This window comes from Bacillus infantis, assembly GCF_050107595.1.
GTDB classification, from domain to species: Bacteria; Bacillota; Bacilli; order Bacillales; family Cytobacillaceae; genus Bacillus_AB; species Bacillus_AB infantis_C.
Genome location: NZ_JBNILH010000003.1, coordinates 207,200 through 226,998, shown reverse-complemented (window position 1 = coordinate 226,998; position 19,799 = coordinate 207,200). Strand labels below are relative to the sequence as shown.

General features: G+C 47.4%; 17 protein-coding genes. 10 read left to right on the top strand and 7 right to left on the bottom strand.

The window, feature by feature from the left end; all coding sequences use genetic code 11:
• The first annotated feature begins 5 nt into the window (after positions 1–5).
• The 4 genes from mglC (at position 6) to ACQCVH_RS07560 (ending at position 3,463) form a co-directional block, all read left to right on the top strand.
• The gene (gene mglC, locus ACQCVH_RS07575) at positions 6–1,025 is read left to right on the top strand and encodes a galactose/methyl galactoside ABC transporter permease MglC (RefSeq protein ID WP_224901852.1); all 1,020 of its coding nucleotides are present in this window, start codon (positions 6–8) and stop codon (positions 1,023–1,025) included.
• An 87-nt stretch (positions 1,026–1,112) separates the two neighbouring features.
• Entirely contained in the window at positions 1,113–1,304 is a 192-nt protein-coding gene (locus tag ACQCVH_RS07570) for a hypothetical protein (protein WP_009794397.1), read from the top strand.
• Between the two features lie 150 nt (positions 1,305–1,454).
• Positions 1,455–2,354, top strand: coding sequence for a sulfurtransferase (locus ACQCVH_RS07565; RefSeq protein ID WP_426835126.1), 900 nt, complete (start codon positions 1,455–1,457; stop codon positions 2,352–2,354).
• Positions 2,355–2,473: 119 nt separating this feature from the next.
• Positions 2,474–3,463 (top strand): glycosyltransferase family 2 protein, encoded by a 990-nt coding sequence (locus ACQCVH_RS07560; RefSeq protein ID WP_426835125.1) that lies wholly within the window; start codon positions 2,474–2,476, stop codon positions 3,461–3,463.
• A 13-nt stretch (positions 3,464–3,476) separates the two neighbouring features.
• Here the strand turns inward: ACQCVH_RS07560 and ACQCVH_RS07555 are convergent, their stop codons facing one another.
• Complete coding sequence (locus ACQCVH_RS07555) at positions 3,477–4,376, bottom strand: PhzF family phenazine biosynthesis protein (RefSeq protein ID WP_426835124.1); 900 nt, start codon at positions 4,374–4,376, stop codon at positions 3,477–3,479.
• A 157-nt stretch (positions 4,377–4,533) separates the two neighbouring features.
• Here ACQCVH_RS07555 and ACQCVH_RS07550 point away from each other — a divergent pair, with 157 nt between their 5' ends.
• Positions 4,534–6,318, top strand: a complete 1,785-nt coding sequence (locus ACQCVH_RS07550) for a S9 family peptidase (protein ID WP_426835123.1) — start codon at positions 4,534–4,536, stop codon at positions 6,316–6,318.
• 96 nt (positions 6,319–6,414) lie between these two features.
• Here the strand turns inward: ACQCVH_RS07550 and ACQCVH_RS07545 are convergent, their stop codons facing one another.
• From ACQCVH_RS07545 to ACQCVH_RS07530, 4 genes are all read right to left on the bottom strand, one after another.
• Positions 6,415–7,935, bottom strand: coding sequence for a UDP-N-acetylmuramoyl-L-alanyl-D-glutamate--2,6-diaminopimelate ligase (locus ACQCVH_RS07545; RefSeq protein ID WP_426835122.1), 1,521 nt, complete (start codon positions 7,933–7,935; stop codon positions 6,415–6,417).
• Positions 7,936–8,126: 191 nt separating this feature from the next.
• Positions 8,127–9,359 (bottom strand): peptidase T, encoded by a 1,233-nt coding sequence (gene pepT, locus ACQCVH_RS07540; protein WP_426835121.1) that lies wholly within the window; start codon positions 9,357–9,359, stop codon positions 8,127–8,129.
• 704 nt (positions 9,360–10,063) lie between these two features.
• Positions 10,064–10,447, bottom strand: a complete 384-nt coding sequence (locus tag ACQCVH_RS07535) for a VOC family protein (protein ID WP_426835120.1) — start codon at positions 10,445–10,447, stop codon at positions 10,064–10,066.
• Between the two features lie 45 nt (positions 10,448–10,492).
• Positions 10,493–12,145 (bottom strand): M20/M25/M40 family metallo-hydrolase, encoded by a 1,653-nt coding sequence (locus ACQCVH_RS07530; protein ID WP_426835418.1) that lies wholly within the window; start codon positions 12,143–12,145, stop codon positions 10,493–10,495.
• Positions 12,146–12,596: 451 nt separating this feature from the next.
• On the opposite strand from ACQCVH_RS07530, the gene ACQCVH_RS07525 reads away from it, so the two are divergent.
• Together ACQCVH_RS07525 and ACQCVH_RS07520 are read left to right on the top strand one after the other, a co-directional pair.
• The gene (locus ACQCVH_RS07525; RefSeq protein ID WP_426835119.1) at positions 12,597–13,775 is read left to right on the top strand and encodes an Alp7A family actin-like protein; all 1,179 of its coding nucleotides are present in this window, start codon (positions 12,597–12,599) and stop codon (positions 13,773–13,775) included.
• 14 nt (positions 13,776–13,789) lie between these two features.
• A complete protein-coding gene (locus ACQCVH_RS07520; RefSeq protein WP_426835118.1) occupies positions 13,790–14,395 on the top strand; it encodes a hypothetical protein in 606 nt (201 codons plus the stop codon).
• 86 nt (positions 14,396–14,481) lie between these two features.
• Here ACQCVH_RS07520 and resA read toward each other — a convergent pair whose 3' ends face one another.
• The gene (gene resA / locus ACQCVH_RS07515) at positions 14,482–15,018 is read right to left on the bottom strand and encodes a thiol-disulfide oxidoreductase ResA (protein ID WP_426835117.1); all 537 of its coding nucleotides are present in this window, start codon (positions 15,016–15,018) and stop codon (positions 14,482–14,484) included.
• A 239-nt stretch (positions 15,019–15,257) separates the two neighbouring features.
• Here resA and ACQCVH_RS07510 point away from each other — a divergent pair, with 239 nt between their 5' ends.
• Positions 15,258–16,163, top strand: coding sequence for an NAD(P)/FAD-dependent oxidoreductase (locus ACQCVH_RS07510; RefSeq protein WP_426835116.1), 906 nt, complete (start codon positions 15,258–15,260; stop codon positions 16,161–16,163).
• A gap of 147 nt (positions 16,164–16,310) precedes the next feature.
• On the opposite strand, the gene ACQCVH_RS07505 is transcribed toward ACQCVH_RS07510, so the two are convergent.
• A complete protein-coding gene (locus tag ACQCVH_RS07505; RefSeq protein ID WP_426835115.1) occupies positions 16,311–17,033 on the bottom strand; it encodes a class I SAM-dependent methyltransferase in 723 nt (240 codons plus the stop codon).
• Positions 17,034–17,215: 182 nt separating this feature from the next.
• Between ACQCVH_RS07505 and ACQCVH_RS07500 the strand changes: the two genes are divergently transcribed.
• On the top strand, positions 17,216–17,677 hold the full coding sequence (locus ACQCVH_RS07500; RefSeq protein WP_426835114.1) for a hypothetical protein: 462 nt from the start codon (positions 17,216–17,218) through the stop codon (positions 17,675–17,677).
• Positions 17,678–17,880: 203 nt separating this feature from the next.
• Positions 17,881–19,539 carry a glycoside hydrolase family 13 protein gene (locus tag ACQCVH_RS07495; protein ID WP_426835113.1) on the top strand — a complete coding sequence of 553 codons (1,659 nt, stop codon included), beginning with the start codon at positions 17,881–17,883 and terminating at the stop codon, positions 19,537–19,539.
• Positions 19,540–19,799: the final 260 nt, after the last annotated feature.

The window sequence follows — 19,799 nt, the reverse complement described above, 5'->3', positions numbered from 1 at the left end:
CACACATGAACAAAGCGGAAAAAAGATTCGATGCAGCCAAATGGCTCGTCGACAATGTTATATATGTCGTACTGGTCCTGCTTGTCATCGGGATCATCATCGCGTCACCTGACTTTCTATCAATAACGAACTTTATCAATATCCTGAGCCAGTCTTCATCCAGGATCATCATTGCTCTCGGGGTAGCAGGCATTCTGATCACTGCCGGGACAGACCTGTCAGCGGGAAGGCTTGTCGGCCTAGCCGCTGTCGTGTCAGCATCAATGCTGCAGGCTTCGGATTATGCTTATAAAATGTATCCGAATCTTGCTGAGCTGCCTATCATCGTACCCATCCTGATCGCCATGGCGGTCACAGGCCTGTTCGGGGCGCTCAATGGTGTCATTGTTTCCAAGTTCCATGTGCCGCCGTTCATTGCCACCCTTGGCATGATGATCGGCGTCTACGGCGTCACTTCGATCTACTTTGACCGCCCGCCATACGGCGCCCAGCCGATCGGCGGACTGAGCCAGAGCTTCACAACTTTCGCCCAGCGGGGAATCCCGATCGGCCAGTATGAACTGCCATACCTTGTCATCTATGCGGCTGTTGTTTCCATCATCATCTGGGTGATCTGGAACAAGACCCAGCTTGGGAAAAATATGTACGCAATCGGCGGAAATCCTGAGGCAGCAAAGGTTTCAGGCGTCAACGTTGCAAGGAATATCATCCTGATCTATCTGATTGCAGGCCTTCTCTACGGCTTCTCCGGCACCCTTGAAGCCGGGCGTGTAGGAAGCGCTACGAATAATACAGGAAATATGTATGAGCTCGATGCCATCGCAGCCTGTGTTGTCGGCGGGGTATCCTTGTCCGGTGGGATCGGCACCGTGCCGGGCGTCATCACCGGCGTACTGATTTTCCAGATCATCAACTACGGACTCGCCTTCCTTGGCGTTAGCCCTTATATCCAGTTCATCGTCAAAGGTGCCATCATCATCGTAGCTGTAGCCTTTGATATGAGAAAGCACGCGAAAAAGAAATAAGCATTCTGGCTCTGTTTCTCATTTGCGCCACCCTGCGCCACCCTGTGCTATACTTGCCAGACATATCCGGCAAAAGGAGCTCAGACTATGAAATTTCTCAAATCGCAAATGAAGCAGCTGGTCAAGCAGAACAAAGAACTGCAGCTGCGTTTAAAAGAGCTCGAAAAAGAGCATATGCTTGAAAAAAACTTCGCTCTAAAAGCCTTGTACCACGCAGAGGTTGCAGACGGCGGAAAATATCAGACAGCCTATCAAGCATTGGACCTGCCTAAAAAGTAGGTCCTTTTTTTATCTCCACAACTCAGGCTGCAGCCTTGCCTTGCGGGAGCTCCTGCACTTGTACAGGCCATTTTTGTTTAATAAATGTGTTTGCTGCATGCTGCAGGGGTAAACTTATGCAGGAAGCTAACGAACAGAAAGGGGAGCTTTATGGATACTATTCCTTTATTTGTCTCAACTGAATGGCTGGCTGAAAGGATGGAAGACCCGAACCTGAGAATCATTGATGCTACCGCTTTTCTGAAAATCCCGGAAGATAACGGCGAGGTTGGCGCCTGGTCCGGCAGGGATGAATATAACGGGGGGCATATCCCTGGTGCCGTCTTTGCCGACCTGATGAATGAATTGTCAGATCAGGAAGCGGGGCTGCCATTCACCGTGCCGCCAAGGCAGCAGTTCATAGAGAAAATCAGCAGGCTGGGAATAGGGGATGGCACATACGCGGTGATATACGATCAGGGCAATGCATTGGTCGGAAGCCCTGTTGCCGCTGCTTACTGGGCCTCAAGGCTTGCCTGGCAGCTTCGCTATGAAGGCTATGACAATATCGCAGTCCTGGATGGAGGGCTGACCAAGTGGAAGGAAGAGGGCCGCCCGATTTCCACAGAACCCGGGCATTATCCTGCTGCGGTGTTTACAGGGGAGCGAAGGGACGAGCTCATCGCTGCGAAAGAGGATGTCAAAAAGGCGATGAATGATGAAAGCATCGTCCTGATCAATAGCCTGTCCCCCGAGGATTTCAGGGGCGAAACGGAGACCTATCCGCGCAAAGGACATATACCCGGGAGTAAGAATGTGTTCTTCGGTGTTCATGCAAATGAAGAAACGAAGGAATTATTCTCTGACAAAGTTCTTAGGGAGACATTCGAAAAAACGGGCGCCCTTGATCCCGGCAAGAAGGTCATCACTTATTGCGGAGGCGGGATAGCGGCCACCTGGAATGCCTTGATACTTAACAAGCTTGGGCAAAGAAATGTCGCTGTTTACGACGGCTCCATGAATGAATGGGCCAGCGATTCGGACTGCCCGCTTGTCACAGGCAGCGAATAAGGATAAGCCCGATTTTTTTCGGGCTTTTTTTGTTTCCGTAAAATTCCTGTTTGAAAAAATGCTTTAACAGGGAAAAGATGTAAAAAAACTATACATATATAATGAAGGGGGAGGCCCTTATGAGCCAAATCAAAGTAACTGTCGGGATTCCGGTCTATAACTCTGCCAATCATATCAGCATCTGCCTGGATTCGATCCTGGAACAGTCGATGGAACAGGAGAGCATTGAAATCATCATGGTGAATGACGGATCGACCGACAGTTCCGGACAAGTGCTGGACAGCTATGCAAGCTCCCATCCAAATATCACTGTTATCCATCAGAAAAATACAGGAGGGCCGGGTGCCCCGCGCAATACAATTATGAAGCAGGCCCGGGGAAAGTTTATCTTTTTCGTGGATGCGGATGATTACCTGGGTCCGGAGGCGCTGGAGCGGATGTACAAGATGGGGAATGACAATCATTCTGACATTATTGTAGGAAAATTCACAGGAGTGAATGGGCGATGGGTGGCCAAGTCGATGTTTGCAGCAAACGAGCCATTCACCAATGTGTATGAATCAAATGTGCTCGAAGCGATCGGCCCTACAAAAATGTTCCGCCGCCGCTTTCTGCTTGATAATGATATTACCTTCCCGGCAGGGATCTGTACAGCAGAGGACCAGCCATTCATGGTAAAGGCCTATGTCCTGGCACGCGGCATTTCAATTGTAGCGGATTATCCATGCTATTATGTGGTCAATCATAAAGATAAGCAGCATGCGAGCGTCATCCAGGTCCAGCCGCGGGACTATTATAAAACGCTTGAAGAATCTGTGAAGGTTATCCACCGCTATGCCGAGAATGATGAGAAACGGAATCTGTTAAAAGCAAAATACTTAAAGAAAGAGCTGACAACCGGAAGAAGCATCCTGTTTGCCGGCTCTCAAATGGGACTCGATGAAAAGGTCCGCTGGCTCAGTGAACTGAACCGATTCTTAAACAGCTGGGTAGACGAAAAAACAGAAAAGCTTCTGCCGCTTAATATGAGGGCATTCCTTTTCCTCGTGAAGCGAGGGGATCTGGAGAGGCTGAGGGCGCTCTCCAGCCTGGAGTCAGTCCGGGCTTAGGGTGGAAGGATGCTTAAAAGGCCAGCATCCCGGAGATTACCGTTACCGCCCTTCCGCCAACTGTAATACGGATATTATCCCCATGGGAGCTGACGCCCGCCTCAAGCAGTCCCGGCCTTCCGGCTGCATGCCCCTGGCCTATGACCAGCTTGTGGCTTCTTCCATGTTCAAGAATACGCTCGAGCATTAAATATCCGGCGAGGGCGCCATTCGCGGAGCCTGTGACAGGATCTTCCCTGATGCCTGCAGCAGGGGCAAAATCCCTTGTATAGATGTCATATTCCATGCCCTTAGCATCAAAAGTAAACAAATGGGTTGTGCTGATTCCCAGCCGGCGGTTATGCTCCTCTACCAGATCAAACTGTGGTGCTGCCTGATCGATGGCTTCCCTGGTCTTCAAGGGGACAAGCAGATGCCAGTTCCCTGTATACCCCAGCCTGACAGGGTAACGCTCGTCAATGTCGGCAGAAGAAATGCCAATCATCCTGCACAGGTCTTCCAGGACATATTCTATTTCTTTTACTTTAGGTGATATTTGAGTCATTTCCGCAGAAAGGAGCTTTCCTCCGGCTGTTTGAAAAGTAACCGGCACGATGCCGATATTGGTCTCAAAACGGATTTCCCTGCTGTGCTTGAGCCAATCTGACTCAGATGCCATGATCCAGGCTGCGCTCAATGTCGCATGGCCGCAGAAATCGATCTCGCAGGAAGGCGTAAAATAGCGGACCCTGAAATCGGCATTTTCGCTGTCGGAAGGAGATAGAAAAGCAGTTTCAGACAGATTGAATTCACGCGCTGCCAGCTGCATCTCTTCTTCCTCCAGGAATGCGGCTTCCGGGACCACGCCGGCAGGATTGCCGCCAAATGCCTGATCGGTAAAGGCATCCACCTGATAAAATTTGATATTTTTCAACAAAAACTCCTCCTTCTTTTCTTATTTTCAAGAAAATTCTTGCAAAAAGATAGGGATTCCAGCCTTTCTTCCCGAATAGGATAGAGATGCCGGCAAATCTATTATACAGAATCACTGCCGAATCTAGTAAAAACAGAGAAGAAGGGGGAAAACTAGAATGCTGTCTTTTTCCAAACCGGATGTTGAATATTTTTTCCAGACCTTTGGCATCCAGACATTTGCTGTAAGCCCGGATGAAACGCAGCTGGTGTTCAGTACAAACCTGAACGGGAAATATAATCTATGGGCGATGGATCTGCCAAACCAGTTTCCTTATCCGTTAAGCTTTCAGAACCAAAGCTGCCAGGAGATAGAATATGATAAGGAAGGCCGCTTCCTGCTTGCTGTCATCGACTCGGACGGCGACGAAAACGGCCAGGTTTATGCTCTGCCAAGGAATGGCGGCGAGTTAAAGCCTATCCGCACACACGAAAATGCCCGTCATATGGGACTGATCTCCTCCAAGGACGGAAAGACGCTTTATTATACATCCAGCAAGGAAGATGCCACTTTTTTAAAGACGTACGCCTATAACATGGAGACCGGTGAGGAAGAGGTTTTGCTTCACGGCCGGGATGCTGCCACCTTCCTGACAGCCAAAAGCCCTGATGAGAAGCGCTTTGTCTTTGGCAGGATGTTCGCGAATACATACTCGCTTGCCTATGCCTGGGATGGCGAGAAGGAAGTTCTGCTGACGCCTGAGGCAGAGCCGCAGCATACAGTCACTGATGCTGTCTTTACTTCGGAAAACGATATCTATCTTGTAACCAACTATAAAGAGGACTTATCCTATTTAGCTAAGTTCAGCCTTGAAACAAACGAATTCACAAAAGTGCTGTCGCTCGATGGGGAAGACTTTTCAGGGCTGAAATATGATAAAAAGGCCCGCGCCCTGTATATCAGCAGCCAAAAAGGAGCAGAGGACCATCTCTACCGCTATGAGCTTGAGGAAGGCAAGGCGAAGCAGCTGGAGCTCCCTGCGGACACCATCGACGGGCTGTCAGTGGCAGAGACCGGAAACCTTTACCTGCTTGGCAGGTCTGCAGTCACTCCTCCTAATCTTTATAAATATGAAAAGGGCGAATGGACACAGCTGACCAATAATCGTGTGCCTGGAGTCAGTGAAGAGGAAATGGCTGAGCCGGAAATTCTGCACTACCCTTCGTACGACGGACTTGAAATTGAGGCGCTCTTCTTCAGGGCCAAGGAGGAAAACAGCAACGGACATGTCATCCTCTGGCCGCACGGCGGGCCTCAGGCGGCAGAAAGGGCTTCTTTCCGCTCTCTGTTCCAGTTCCTTGTCCACAGGGGCTACAGCATCTTTGCACCGAATTTCAGAGGCTCCTCAGGCTACGGGCTCTCTTATATGAAGATGGTCGAAGGCGACTGGGGCTACGGCCCGCGCCTGGATAATGTTGAAGGGCTAGAATGGCTCATCAAGAACGGCTATGCAGACCGGGAGAAGCTCCTGCTGATGGGAGGAAGCTATGGCGGTTATATGGCCCTGCTCCTGCACGGCAGGCATCCTGAGTACTTTAAAGCTGTCGTCGATATCTTCGGCCCGAGCGACCTGTTCAGCTTCATTGAATCGGTTCCTGAGCACTGGAAGCCGGTCATGAACCAGTGGGTCGGCGATCCGGTAAAAGACAAGGAAAAGCTGATCGAGTACTCGCCGATCACCTATCTTGATGCCATGACAAAGCCGATGCTCGTCATCCAGGGAGCCAAAGACCCGCGCGTCGTCAAAGCGGAATCTGACCAAATTGTCGCTGCGCTCCAGGAGAAGGGAAGGGAAGTCGAGTACATGGTCCTCGACGATGAAGGCCACGGCTTTTCCAAAAAAGAAAACGAAATTAAAGTCTACCGCAAAGTTCTGGAATTCTTTGACAGTTTTATTCAGTAAGGCTTTGCCGGAAAGTACGCACTGTGTGTGTACTTTCCGGCTTTTTTACTGGCTCCATCCCAAAAGAAAACAGGCAAGCCCCCGGCTTGCCTGTCCTCACGCTTCAAAGCGTTCAAGCTCTTCACTCTCTTCAAAGTTCCGGAAGAATTCCTGGATAATCTCCTTATCCGAATGAGGTATTTTCTCGCCTTTCACAATCTGAGCCCCGTTGATGCAGCCGCTTGTGAGAAGGATGAGATCGTCTTCTCCGCTGACGGACAATGCTGTGAGCACGCCATCCCTCCGTGTAGGCTCCTGCAGGATATTCCCTGCGTGGGGATTGGAGAAGCCCTTCATCACGTGGCCGACCACTTCCCATGGGTCTAGGAAACCAGGGTGGTCTACCGATACAATTACCTGGTCTGCCTGGTTCTCGACGGCCTTTGCCATTTGCGGCATTTTCTCTTTATCCCTGATCCCGATTCCGGTAATCATCACAATAAGTCGCTTATGCGGCAGCTTTTTCGCTTCCTTCAGCAGGCTTTTGAGGGCGACCGGCGTATGTGCGTAGTCAATGATGATCTTCCTCCGGCCGAATTCCTTCAGCACTTCAAAGCGTCCTGACGGATTTTCAACGCGCGGGAGGGCCTCAATGATCTGTCGGATCGTAAAGCCAAGGTGCATGGCCGTACAGATGGCTGAAAGGAGGTTGGCCACATTATAGCTGCCAAATACAGGCGTCCGCACGATATAAGAATTGCTCCCAAGCTTCAATTCAAAGCTTGTCCCATCATTTGACACCCTGATGTTCGAAGCTTTTACATCAGCAGCGGAATCCTTTTTCAGGCTATAGGTGAGAAGGCTGCCCTGGAAGTTCCGGATAATATCAGCGCCCATCCCTTCGTCATCAAGATTTACGACTGCCCGCTTTGCCTGGCGGAACAGCTTCAGCTTTGCCTGCTTATAATTCTCAAAGGTTTTATGGAATTCAAGATGCTCTGGCGACAGATTCGTATGAATAGCCACATCAAAGTTGATGCCGGCGGTCCGCTGCTGCTCAATGGCAACGGAAGAGACCTCCATGGCGGCGAGCTGGTCCCCGCGCTTAGCGAAATCAGCAAAAATAGCATGCAGATCGCTCGCCTCAGGAGTAGTCGGTGTTGACTGTACAAAGCTGACCGGGCCCTTGGACGAAAGCACCCCGTTGGTGCCAATCGAACCGGAGGGAATGCCGAGTGCCGTCATCAGTGATTTCACAAAGGCCGCTACAGTCGTTTTGCCGTTAGTGCCGGTAATGCCGACAGTATGTATTTTTTCATGGATCCTTCCATGGAATATAATTGATAATTGGGCAAGGAAAGCCCGTGCATCTTCCGTTTGGAGAAAGGTAAGCTGCGGGAATTTTCGGCTGAATTCCTCAAGAATGGCAGCATTCTCGCCTGCAAGGACAGCTGCTCCCTTTGCAATGGCTTCTTCCAGGAATGTATGGCCGTCATGATTTTCGCCGCCCAAGCAGATAAAGACCGATTGAGGGCCTGCATTGCGGGAATCATAAGTGATGCTATTTATTTTTTGGCTGGGGCTGCCCCATCTCTGCCTGATGTTCAGCTGCCCATATTGCTCAAAGTAGATGTCCATAGTACTGCTATCTAAACCCCCTGTAATAAAAGCCTGAATTGGCACATTTTTCGACAATGCGCCGTATACCTATACCCATGCTGAAAGTATTTACACATTCAGTTGAAAAAATGTATCTTTTGAATGTGCTTGGATCAATTCAGGATATTGGGGGCAGAAAAAAGGCGAAGATTACATCTCCGCCCCTGACATTATGCTTTCTCTTCAAACAGCTTTGCGATTTCTATGATGACATTTGCTGCTTTTTCCATATTATCAACTGAAATATATTCATATTTGCCATGGTAATTTTCGCCGCCTGTAAAAATATTCGGCGTCGGAAGCCCCATATAGGAAAGCTGTGAACCGTCCGTGCCGCCCCTGATCGGAAGGATCTGCGGCTCGATATCAAGCTTTTTCATCGCCTCTCCTGCAATGTCGACGATCTCGATGACAGGCTCGATTTTCTCTTTCATGTTATAGTACTGGTCCTTAAGCTCAAGCTGAATGCGCTCTTTTCCGTAATTCTCCTGCAGAGCGGCAACGGCTTTTTCAAGCAGCTCTTTTTTATGTTCAAATTCCGTACGGTCAAAATCACGGATAATATAGCTCATCTCTGTCTTTTCCACGTCCCCTTTGAATGAGCCGAGGTGGAAGAAGCCTTCATAGCCTTCAGTCAGTTCAGGTGCCTGTTCCTGCGGCAGGCTGCTTTGCAGCTCCATTGCAATTTTGATGCTATTGACCATTTTTCCTTTAGCAGACCCAGGGTGTATATTGGTTCCATTTATAATAATTTTGGCTCCCGCTGCACTGAAGCTTTCATACTGAAGTTCACCGAGCGGCCCTCCGTCCATTGTGTATGCATAGGTGGCATTGAAGGCTTCCACATCAAATTTATGCGGGCCTCTGCCGATTTCCTCATCTGGTGTAAAAGCGACCCTGATCGCTCCGTGCTTGATTTCCGGGTGTTTGACGAGGTATTCCATCGCCGTCATGATCTCAGCGATTCCTGCCTTATTGTCAGCCCCGAGAAGGGTAGTGCCATCAGTCGTAATCAGTGTATGGCCCTTATACTGCTCCAGGCTAGGAAAATCCTTTGGTGAAAGCGTAATATGTAAAGATTCGTTCAGGACAATATCCCCGCCATCATAATTTTCAGTAATCTGCGGGTTGACGTTTTTGCCGGTAAAGTCGGTTGCTGTATCTACATGGGCAAGGAAGCCGATGACAGGCACCTGCTTTTCTGTATTGGAAGGGAGGGTGGCCATGACATAGCCGTTATCGTCCATTGCTGCATCCTCCATGCCAATGGCTTTGAGCTCCTCTACAAGCTTTTTGCCAAGGTCCAGCTGTCCAGGGGTGGAAGGGCAGGTTGTGCTGTTATCGTCTGATTGTGTGTCCATTTTTACATACGAAACCAGGCGTTCAATCAGGTCTTTTTTCATCAGAATCACTCCAAGCTTTTTTCTTTCATCATATCATTTTTGTTTCGGGAAGCGAACAAAAAAAGGCACAAAAGCAGAACTTTTGCACCTGAGGTTTAGACGAAGGAAAAGGTAAAGCTTCCTAAGATTGTTTTGTTTGATTATGGGGCTGTTGATTTGCGTTCCAGGCACTTCGCTTTCCGCGGGGCGACGCTGAGCCTCCTCAGAGCAAGCTCTTGCGGGGTCTCAGCATTGCCGCTGCAATCCCGCAGGAGTCTACGTGCCTTGCACTCCAATCAACAGGGTTCCTATAAATAGTTGCGCAAGTTTGCATCAATAATCGGACTGTTGATTTGCGTTCCAGGCACTTCGCTTTCCGCGGGGCGACGCTGAGCCTCCTCAGAGCAAGCTCTTGCGGGGTCTCAGCATTGCCGCTGCGATCCCGCAGGAGTCTGCGTGCCTTGCACTCCAATCAACAGGGCTCCTATAAATAGTTGGGCAAGTTTGCCTCAATAATGGGGCTGCTGATTTCCGTTCCAGGCACTTCGCTTTCCGCGGGGCGACGCTGAGCCTCCTCAGAGCAAGCTCCTGCGGGTCTTAGCATTGCCGCTGCATCCTGCAGGAGTCTGTGTGCCTTGCACTCCAATCAACAGGGCTTTTAAATTTTTTATGGCATTGTGACTAAAAAACATGCCGAATTGTCCCAGCCCATTTTGTAATTAAAGTTAGCGCTGAAAGAATTCAATCCATTCCCTGTCAGGCCCGTAAAAGAAGAAATATTTATAGCCATTCGGGAGGGCGGTGATTTCCTGGTCTATGAGTTCAGCCCCCAGCTCTTTGAGCCGGGTGAATTCTCCTTCCACATCATCGGTGCTGACCGCAAAATGATGGACCGTCCCTTCTTCCGGGAGCTGGTCATTATAGCCTTGAATCAGCTCCAGCTCAGTCTCTTCATTCCCGCTGAAGCCAAGGAATGCGAGCTTAATGACACCGTTTGAATGGGGCACCTCTGCCTTCAGCTCCATGCCGACAGTGTGGGTATAAAACTCTATTGATTTCTCTATATTTTTAACCATTACTCCTACATGGTCGATTCTTTTTCCTGCCATGAAAACATCTCCTCATTATTATTTTGCAATTATTTCCCAGGAAACCTAGCCTTTTAGTACCTGCTGTATCACCCGGTTTGTCAGGTTAGGAACAATCTCAAGTGAATAGTTCATTTCCATGCGCTCCAGTTTCTTATGTGCATCCAGCCCGTATGGCCCTATATTGATGACAGGCACATTCAGTTCGCGGATATCGCTGTATTCCACATAATGCTTTGTGCCCCAGCCAGGGTTATTGTCAGATACAGCACTGATTCCTGCTTCATCATCGCTGAGCGCGATAAAGCTCATATCCGATATATAAGGGAAAAAATTCTTGGCAATGATCGGATGTGGGTAGGATGGCTGGATTTCTTCCACCGCCTGATCCAAAGCTTCAATAAGCCTTCTTTCATCCTCTGTCTGTCCGGAAAGCTCAATTCTCGGCGAGTATAAAGAAGAGTAGAAAAGAATCATCGCCGGGCTCTTATCCTTCAACCATTTCCATGCTTCTTCCACGACTCGTGCTGCATACATTCTTGTATCCAAAGTGTTATCAAGGAGCAATACTTCTTTGAATCCGTCCATATGGTCAATGTATGCCTGACCATGCTCATCCACCAGCATCCTGTGCATCTCCTCATATGTGTAGACGCGCGGCTGCCAGGGCAGCTCGGCATATGGTTCGCCGCTCATTTCGGCGAATTGCCGGTTCCGCTGTTCAAAGGAAGAGAGGGCGCTATTGAAGGCGATATAGGCTTGCTCCTTCAGTTTCTCCAATACTTCCTTTGGTGACCATGAATGAATGAAGAAATTATAGTAGACATAAGCACTCAGCGCAGTCTGGACTGTATAGGAAGGCTTAAGGTCGGTCTGCTTCAGGGATACCGGGGGGACTGTTGTTTCCCCAAGCGCTTCATTGCTAAGCTCCGGATTATAGCTGATCTGCCTTGTCAGTTCAGCAGCAAGGAAATTCGGATCCAGACCTTCAAAGCAGGAGCCGACATGTGTTTCAGCGCCTGTTATGAAGAAAGAGGGGAGGAGCTTCCCAACCGTTCCTTTGTAGATATACCGATTTGTATCTCCCTCAAATCTGGGGGAGACAAAGTCAGCATTGATGGCTGCAGCATAATGGAACTTATGCTCATCCTTCCATTTTTTCAAGGTCTTCAAAGCAGACAGTACTCCATGTGAACCGTCCTCCTCATCGCATTCTGCAAGGAAGACGAGATTTCCTTCTAATTCTTCCGGATGCTCAGAATAGTATTTTAAAAGATAGAGATGGCTTGCAAGCCCGCTCTTCATATCAAGCACTCCTCTGCCAAACATCCAGTCGCCGGATTCAAGCTGTTCCTTTGCTCCGGAAGGGAGTTCTTCGTTCCTGAACAGGTCTGCAAGCTGATCCGGGTCGCACGCTGCACCACGGAGCTGATTGAAATCATCGATTCCGACAGTATCCATATGGCCCATCAGAATGACTGTGCGGCTGTTTTTTCTTTTCGTTCCTTTCACAAAAGCCAGTACATTATACCGTTCCAAATCATCATCTATCGTCTGCTCTATAACGAGCTGTCCGCTGTTCTCCGCAAAATAGGGGAACGAGGATAAGAGTGTATATAAAGAATGGGCGATCACCTTCTCGCCATTTGTATTTACTATGCTTTCAATATTGACCAGCTGTTTCGTAAAGGCCAAAGTTTCTTCGCGGCAATTAAGCATATTCATCAAGCTCTCCTTTTGTCTAGTAAACTGTTAATGTATTAAAATTATCCTATTTTTGGAACGGTCGTCAAGGGGACTGTTTTTTAACTGATTAAAGTTTCTGGAAGGGGAGGAGAGCAATAGATTTTCAGGAAGAAAAAAGGAGGCAAATGGATTGCAAACGCATTGGTTTACTTGTTTACATATATGTTTGCAAATGAAAACAATAATGTTTACAAGTAAACAAATTGTATACTTATTGTTTATGAAAATGTTTACAAGTTTACAAAGTTGTTTATACATTGATTTGACAGTGTTTATTGAACATAAGATAAAGTTTGCGTAATGTTTACAATTTAACGTTTATATTACTTTATATGAAACTCATTGAATATTTGCCAAATATTAATTAAGCTTAAGATAATTGCTTGTACGATAAGCAAGGTACAATGTGAAAGGAATGGTAGATTTGAAAAACCCGAGAATAGCAGCAGTAGACGTAGGCAATGATTCGCTTAAAGCCTTATTCGGAAAATTGGATTATGAACTGAATATACCGAATGTCATTGCGAGGGATGTTGCGGACAGACCGGTAATCGGCATAGAAGAATTAGACAGCAAAGAACCTTTGGACGGGATTCATGTTAAAGTTCATTCCCCAGCATTAAAAGACAATAATGCAATCTATCGTGTAGGAACACTGGCGACTAAAAGCGACAATGCTTCCGAACTCGATCCCGGCAGCAGCAAATCCGAGGAAGACCAGACGCTTATCATGCTTTTCGTTTCACTTGCCCTTGATGCGGTAAGGGAAGAAAACGCTGGTTTGTTCCCGAAAAATAACAATATTATCGATACTAATTATATCCTGGGCACAGGGCTCCCTCTTCGTGAAGTGAAGGAAGGGAAAGATGCGGGCTACCGTTCAAAGCTGCTTGGATCAGTGCACCAGGTAGAATTCCTGGTCACTCCTAAATACCAGGGCATCAAAGTCAATCTGAAATTCAGCGATGTTAAGGTTTATCCGGAAGGCTTCGCGGCATTCATCAATCTTGTGATGGATAACGACCTGAACATTATCAATAAAGAACTGATCGACAAGCGCATTCTCATCCAGGATATCGGGGGCCTCTCCACTGATATTGCTGTAATCAAAAACCGTACGGTTGATGATGACAAGGCACAGGGCTTTAATCTGGGCGTATCGGAATCACTGGAAATGATCCGCGAGGAAATCAGATCCAAGCATGGTGTTGAGCTGGACAGCCGCCGCGATGTGGTAGAGATCATCACCAAGAAAAATGACCGCAACCATATCATGGTCAAAGGAAGCAGGACAAGCGTCCATGACATCACTGACCGCATTCTGTTCGACCTGGCCAAAAAGCAATACCGCCTGCTCCGCAATGTCTGGCAGAAAAATTCGCAGACAGAAATCTGCTACTTCGTCGGCGGAGGATCTGCTGTATTGAAGGAATATATCAAATCACTGAACAATAGCCTTGATGGATATAATATCGACTTCTTTGAGGATGAAAAAGAGAGCATCTGGATGATGGCAAACGCGTATTACAAGCTCGTTGCCGACCATTTGAAGAGAACATCCAAACCGGAAAAGCAGGATGAGAAGAAGCCAGTAAAAGCATAAAATAAGGTGGTAACATGACAAAATCTTCATCCAAGGGGATCGAAAGAGGCCAGACGATTGCGTTTCGTGTACCCTCTGATACCCCAGAATACTTAGTTAAACAGCTGCAAAAGCTTAAAGAGGCTGAAAAAAGGAATTTTTCCAGCAGGATTGCCGACTATGTCATGCAGGGTGTCAGCCAATCAGTCAAACAGGAACAGGAAACCGTTACGATTCCGCTGCCCAAGGCGCTCAGCAAGATGCAGCGCGACTGGCTCAAGCACGAGCACTCTGAAGCCCTTCTCGGCAGCATCATCTATCAGCTGATCACAGATCCGGTGCGGTCTGCTGCGCTGCTTGCCAGCTTTAACAGCAAATCGACCGATATTGATGAAGCCCTTTATCTGCAGGAGCAGAAAGAAAGTGAAGAGAAGCCGGTCTACCGGGCGGATGTTCCGCCTCCCTCCCCTCCTGCAAAGGAAGAAGAAGAAATACCTGCGTTCACAGATGGTGCTGATGATGATCTGGATGATATTGATTGGTCAAGTGTACAAATAGACCGTTCGGCTGAAAGCGAAGACCGGGAAGAAGAAAGCATGGAAGACCTTCTTGGCGATTTTCTTGCTCATATGAATAAATAGGATGAAGAAAGAGACAGGCGCACTAATTGGCCTGTCTCTTTTTTTGCCTATAGGACGCTGGTAACAAGGGCAGAAGTTGATCTTGTCTAATCAACCAATTCACCTACCCAGTCATTCAAATCTTCTTTGCTCATTTCTCCTTCGTACACTCTGGCAATTTCACCTGAAGAGTCTATAAAGAAGCTGGACGGGATCTTATGAACATCGTACATGCTTTCAACTGCATTATTCTTATCTAATAGAATTTGAAAGTCTATTCCCAGTTGCTCTTTTAAGTTTTTCACCGAAATTTGTGGTTCGCTCAGATTGACTGCCAGCACCACAAACCCGTCATCCTTAAATTCTTCATAAGTGGTCTGAATTGCGGGCATCTCATTTTTACAGGGTGCGCACCAGGTGGCGAAAAAGTTGACCAAGACAGGTCTCCCGATGTATTCGCTTAATTTGGTTCTCTCGCCATCCAGGTTTTGAAGTGCAAAGTCAGGAGCTTCTTCATTTAGCATAGCTTTTGTTTCAGATTCTTTTGAAAAAACATTCTGATATAAAGTGTATCCTGCTGCAAAGAATAGAATCAATAAAATGATCGACCTCATCACAAGTCTTTGTGTCTTTTTAGCTTTCATAAATCCTCCGATCTATAACAGATGGTATTAAATAGTGTAACATTTCCTGGAAGGGAACAAATGGATAAAAGTTATTATTTTTTGACAATTCCATTAAACTTGACAGAAGATGCCGGTCAGTATAATTATAGGTCTCGTTTCTTTGCGGCATCAGCCAAAATAGCATTTCTGTGCGTTAATAGCGCCCTAATGCGGGTAAATTACCTGTAGATACCTAAAAGGCACAAGGAGGCCATAGAATGACATACGATTGCATCATTATCGGAGGAGGGATTGCGGGCCTGCAGGCTGCGATTCAATTGGGAAGGTATAAACATAAGGTGCTGGTTGTGGACTCAAACCATGGGCGGTCGACCATCTGCAAAAGCTATCATAATATCCTTGGGTATCCTGATGGGGTCAGCGGCCAGGAGCTCAGGGACATCGGGCGGTCTCATGCAGAAAAGCTTGGAGTGGAATTTAAGCTGGGAAAAGCAGAGAAGGCGGAGAAAGAGGGGAGCGGGTTTAAAATTACCCTTGAGGAAGGCGGGCAGCTGGAGTCCGAAAGGCTGCTGTTATCAACGGGGGTTATGGACAGAATCCCGGAATTCCCGAATCTTTATCCAACGCTCGGCGTCAGTGTGTATGTATGTCCGGACTGCGACGGCTATGAGGTGAAAGATAAAAGGACGATTGTGATTGGCTCTGGCAATCCTGGGGCCAATATGGCTGTGACGCTTTCCTACTGGACAGATGAATTGGTCTTTATCAATCATGAGAAGAAAGAAGTCAGCCAGGAGCTGATGGGCAAGTTGCATGAGCTGAATATTGAATATATCGAAGAACCAATCGCGGAAGCCATAACTGACGGGGCGAACATCCAGGGGTTTCTGCTTGAGAATGGCCGGAAGGTTATGGGGGAGCGGGGATTTACGGCATTTGGAGGGAATGAAGTCAAGTCAGACCTGGCAAAGCAGCTTGGAGTGGAAAGGCTTGAAAACAAGCATATAAACGTCAATCCGCGTTCCAAGATGACCAATGTCAAGAACGTATGGGCTGCGGGAGATGTAGTTGCCCATTCAGAACAAGTGACCATTGCGATGGGAGACGGATCCCAGGCAGCGATTTGGATCCATAAGTCCATTCTGGCGGAGGAAAATAAATAATGAATAAAGAAACCCCTGCTATGCAAAAGGCGGGGGTCTCTTTATGTTCAGATGTTCGCTATAATGAACAAAGCAACTGCCGCTGTGCTCCCCGGGTGGACACTATACATACAATGCCAGCTTTATGCATAGATTGTATAATCGCGTCTATTTCTGCATCCGGTATACCCGGTATCCCAGGCGCTCGGCATAGATGGCCAGCAGCTTTTGGTGCTCAATCAGTATATGCTCGTATTTCGGATTGACAAGGTGCGGGTTGGCGATTTCCGGCTGCTGATCCCACGGCGAGTTGATGATTTCAGTATAAATGGAATTGGCCGCTACCGTCCTTGGGGACCGGAAACCTTCTGATGTATAAGCCTGCAGCCATTCTCCCTCTGTCAGCAGGCGCTTGATGCTGTATACACTCTGGATTTGGTTTTTCTCCTGAGCATTCAATGGCTCCTCAGCCGTCATTTCAAGGTCAAGAAATATACCGCCTGGCTTAAGAACCCGTTTAATTTCTTTCAAAGATTGTTCAATGTTAGTAAAAATAATGACAGATTCGGCGATAATATAGTCAAAGCTATTATCAGCAAAAGATAGATTCTCGATATTTTCCCTAAGGGCATTGACTGCCAGGCCTTCCTGGGCAAATCTTTTCTTTGCCTGGCCAATCATCAGTGGATGGCGGTCGATCGCTGTTACCTGGCATTTGAAGGATTTGGCTATGAAGGCAGCTGTCTGCCCTGTGCCGCAGCCTGCATCAAGCACCTTTGCCTTGCCTGAGAGCTGTTCCATTCCCAAAACTCTTTTCGTCAAAGCCAAACCGCCCGGGTGAGCGCCGCCCATTCCGAAAAAAGCAAGGGCATCCTGATATGATGGCTTCATGTTTCCGGTATCCCTCCTGTTCCATTCTGCCTGTGCCATACAGTATATGGATAAAAAGGGTGCAAAGTCACAAAAATAATGGTAAGATAATGTTTCATTACAGAGTTAATGGGGTAAAGGATTTGTTTCCCTTTCTTTCGCTGTGATGGATTATTAGCTTATTTGCAAAGAAAGGTGTAAGAATGGCGAATAAAAGGCTTGAACTAATCGTTGATGAGCTTCTTGAAAAAGCGGGAAGCACGGCCGTTGTCGTTTTGGAGGATTATTTCGGGGGAAACCGTTTTGCGGGTGGAAAATACAGCATGGGGACCCATACCATTACATTATATACCGAGGAAATTAAAAAGCAGTGCCAGCAGATTTTTTCCTCGCTTGACCATTTTGAAGATTATTTTGCAGTCGTTTGCGCACATGAAATCGGCCATGCCGAAGACCGGGAGCTCGGGGAGCTTGCAGATCATTTTGACCTTGCAGCCACCTCGCTGGAAAGAAACCAGCTTGCTCTCCGCATTGAAGAAAACGCTTGGGAATTTGCAGAAAAACTATTGGGGCATATTAATATCGCTTTTGTAAAAACCATCATATATCATTCGCTTCAGCCCTATATGGAGCTGCTTGAGACAGAAACCGCTGAAGCTGTGTAGGCCGGCATCCAAGAGGATGGCCGGTTTTTTGCTGAGTCGTCCATTCTATTATCAAAGGGTCATATTTTCCTATGCTGGCGCTTCACTTTCGTATTGATTAAATTCTATGTAAGCGTTACACTACGTATAGATGTATGCCGTTTTTTTTACCCATTAATGCAAACGTTTGCGCATACAAACATTAATTACTTGAGGGTGTTCATATGAAAAAAATCTGGTGGAAAGAAGCAGTAGGCTATCAAATATATCCCCGCAGCTTTCAGGATTCAAATGGAGACGGAATCGGCGATCTTCAGGGAATCATTGAAAGGCTTGATTATGTAAAGGATCTTGGCATCGATGTAATCTGGATTTGTCCTGTCTATAAATCGCCGAACGATGACAACGGCTATGATATCTCCGATTATCAGGACATCATGGAGGATTTCGGGACGATGGCCGATTTCGACAGGCTTCTCGAAGAGGTCCATCAGCGGGGCATGAAGCTGATCATTGATCTGGTCCTCAATCATACAAGTGATGAGCATCCATGGTTCATTGAATCACGTTCTTCCGGGACCTCTCCAAAGCGGGACTGGTACATTTGGCGGGACGGCAAACAGGGTGCTGAACCGAATAACTGGGAAAGTATTTTCGGAGGCTCTGCATGGGAATGGGATGAATGGACTCAGCAATATTTCCTCCATGTATTCTCAAGAAGGCAGCCGGACTTAAACTGGGAGAACAGCGATGTCCGTGAGGCGCTTTATGATGTTGTGAACTGGTGGCTGGAAAAAGGAATCGATGGCTTTAGGATCGATGCCATCAGCCATATCAAGAAACGCCCCGGCATGCCTGACCTGCCGAATCCGGAAAATAAGAAGTATGTGTCTTCCTTTGATATGCATATGAACCAGGAAGGCATCCATGAGTTCCTTCAGGAGTTCAAGGAAAAAACGTATGCAAACTATGACAGCATGTCAGTCGGTGAAGCAAATGGCGTCACCGTGGACGAAGCAGACTTATGGGTAGGCTCTGAAAACGGAAAGATGGATATGATCTTCCAATTTGAGCACCTTGGTCTGTGGGATGCGGAAACAAATCCTGAGCTGGATATTGTCGAGCTGAAAAAGGTGCTGACCCGCTGGCAGAAGGGCCTCGAAAAAGACGGCTGGAATGCATTATTCATTGAAAACCATGATAAGCCGCGTGTTGTATCGACATGGGGCAATGACCAGGAATTCTGGCGGGAAAGCGCCACCTCGATGGCTGCGATGTATTTCCTGATGCAGGGGACGCCTTTCATCTACCAGGGCCAGGAGATCGGGATGACGAATGTCCAGTTCCCTTCCATTGATGATTATGACGATGTGGCCGTAAAGAATCTTTACAAGCTTAAAACAGAAGAAGGCAAGAGCCACCAGGAAATCATGGAGATTATTTGGGCCTCGTCCCGCGACAACAGCCGGACACCGATGCAGTGGGACAGCACAGCCAATGCCGGCTTCAGCAGCGGAAGCCCTTGGATGAAAGTGAACAGCAATTACACAAACATCAATGTTGAAAAGCAGGAAAAAGATGAAGAGTCCATTCTGTCTTTCTATAAAAAAATGATCTCTTTGAAAAAGGCCAATGAAGTCTTTACCTATGGACAATATGACCTGCTCCTTGAAGATGACAAGCAGATCTATGCCTATACACGCACATTAGAAGACGATCAGGTCATCATCATTACCAATCTGTCTGCAAAAGAAGCAGCGTTTACAAGCGACTTCAACCTAAAACCGGAAAATCTGCTCCTGAACAACTATCCGGCAGCAGAAGCGGAAGGGAAAAGCATTACTCTGAAGCCTTACGAAGCTCGGGTATACCGTTTAAGGTGACAGGCACCTATACCACTTCTATACCAGTTGCAGCCCCCAATCCCATTCGGGACGGGGGTTTTTGTTTTAAAATGTGACAGGCACCTATACCACTTTCATACGTTTGAACCCCCTTAATTCCCACCCAGAGGATAAGGTTTTTTTGTTCTCTCCAGCCGCGCAAAGGCACGTGTCGCTTATCTTAACAATTTCTTTGCACAGAGTTGATAAAGCTTTAAGCTTTGCCTTTTATACTGAAGGATGAAAGACCTTATTTGCTA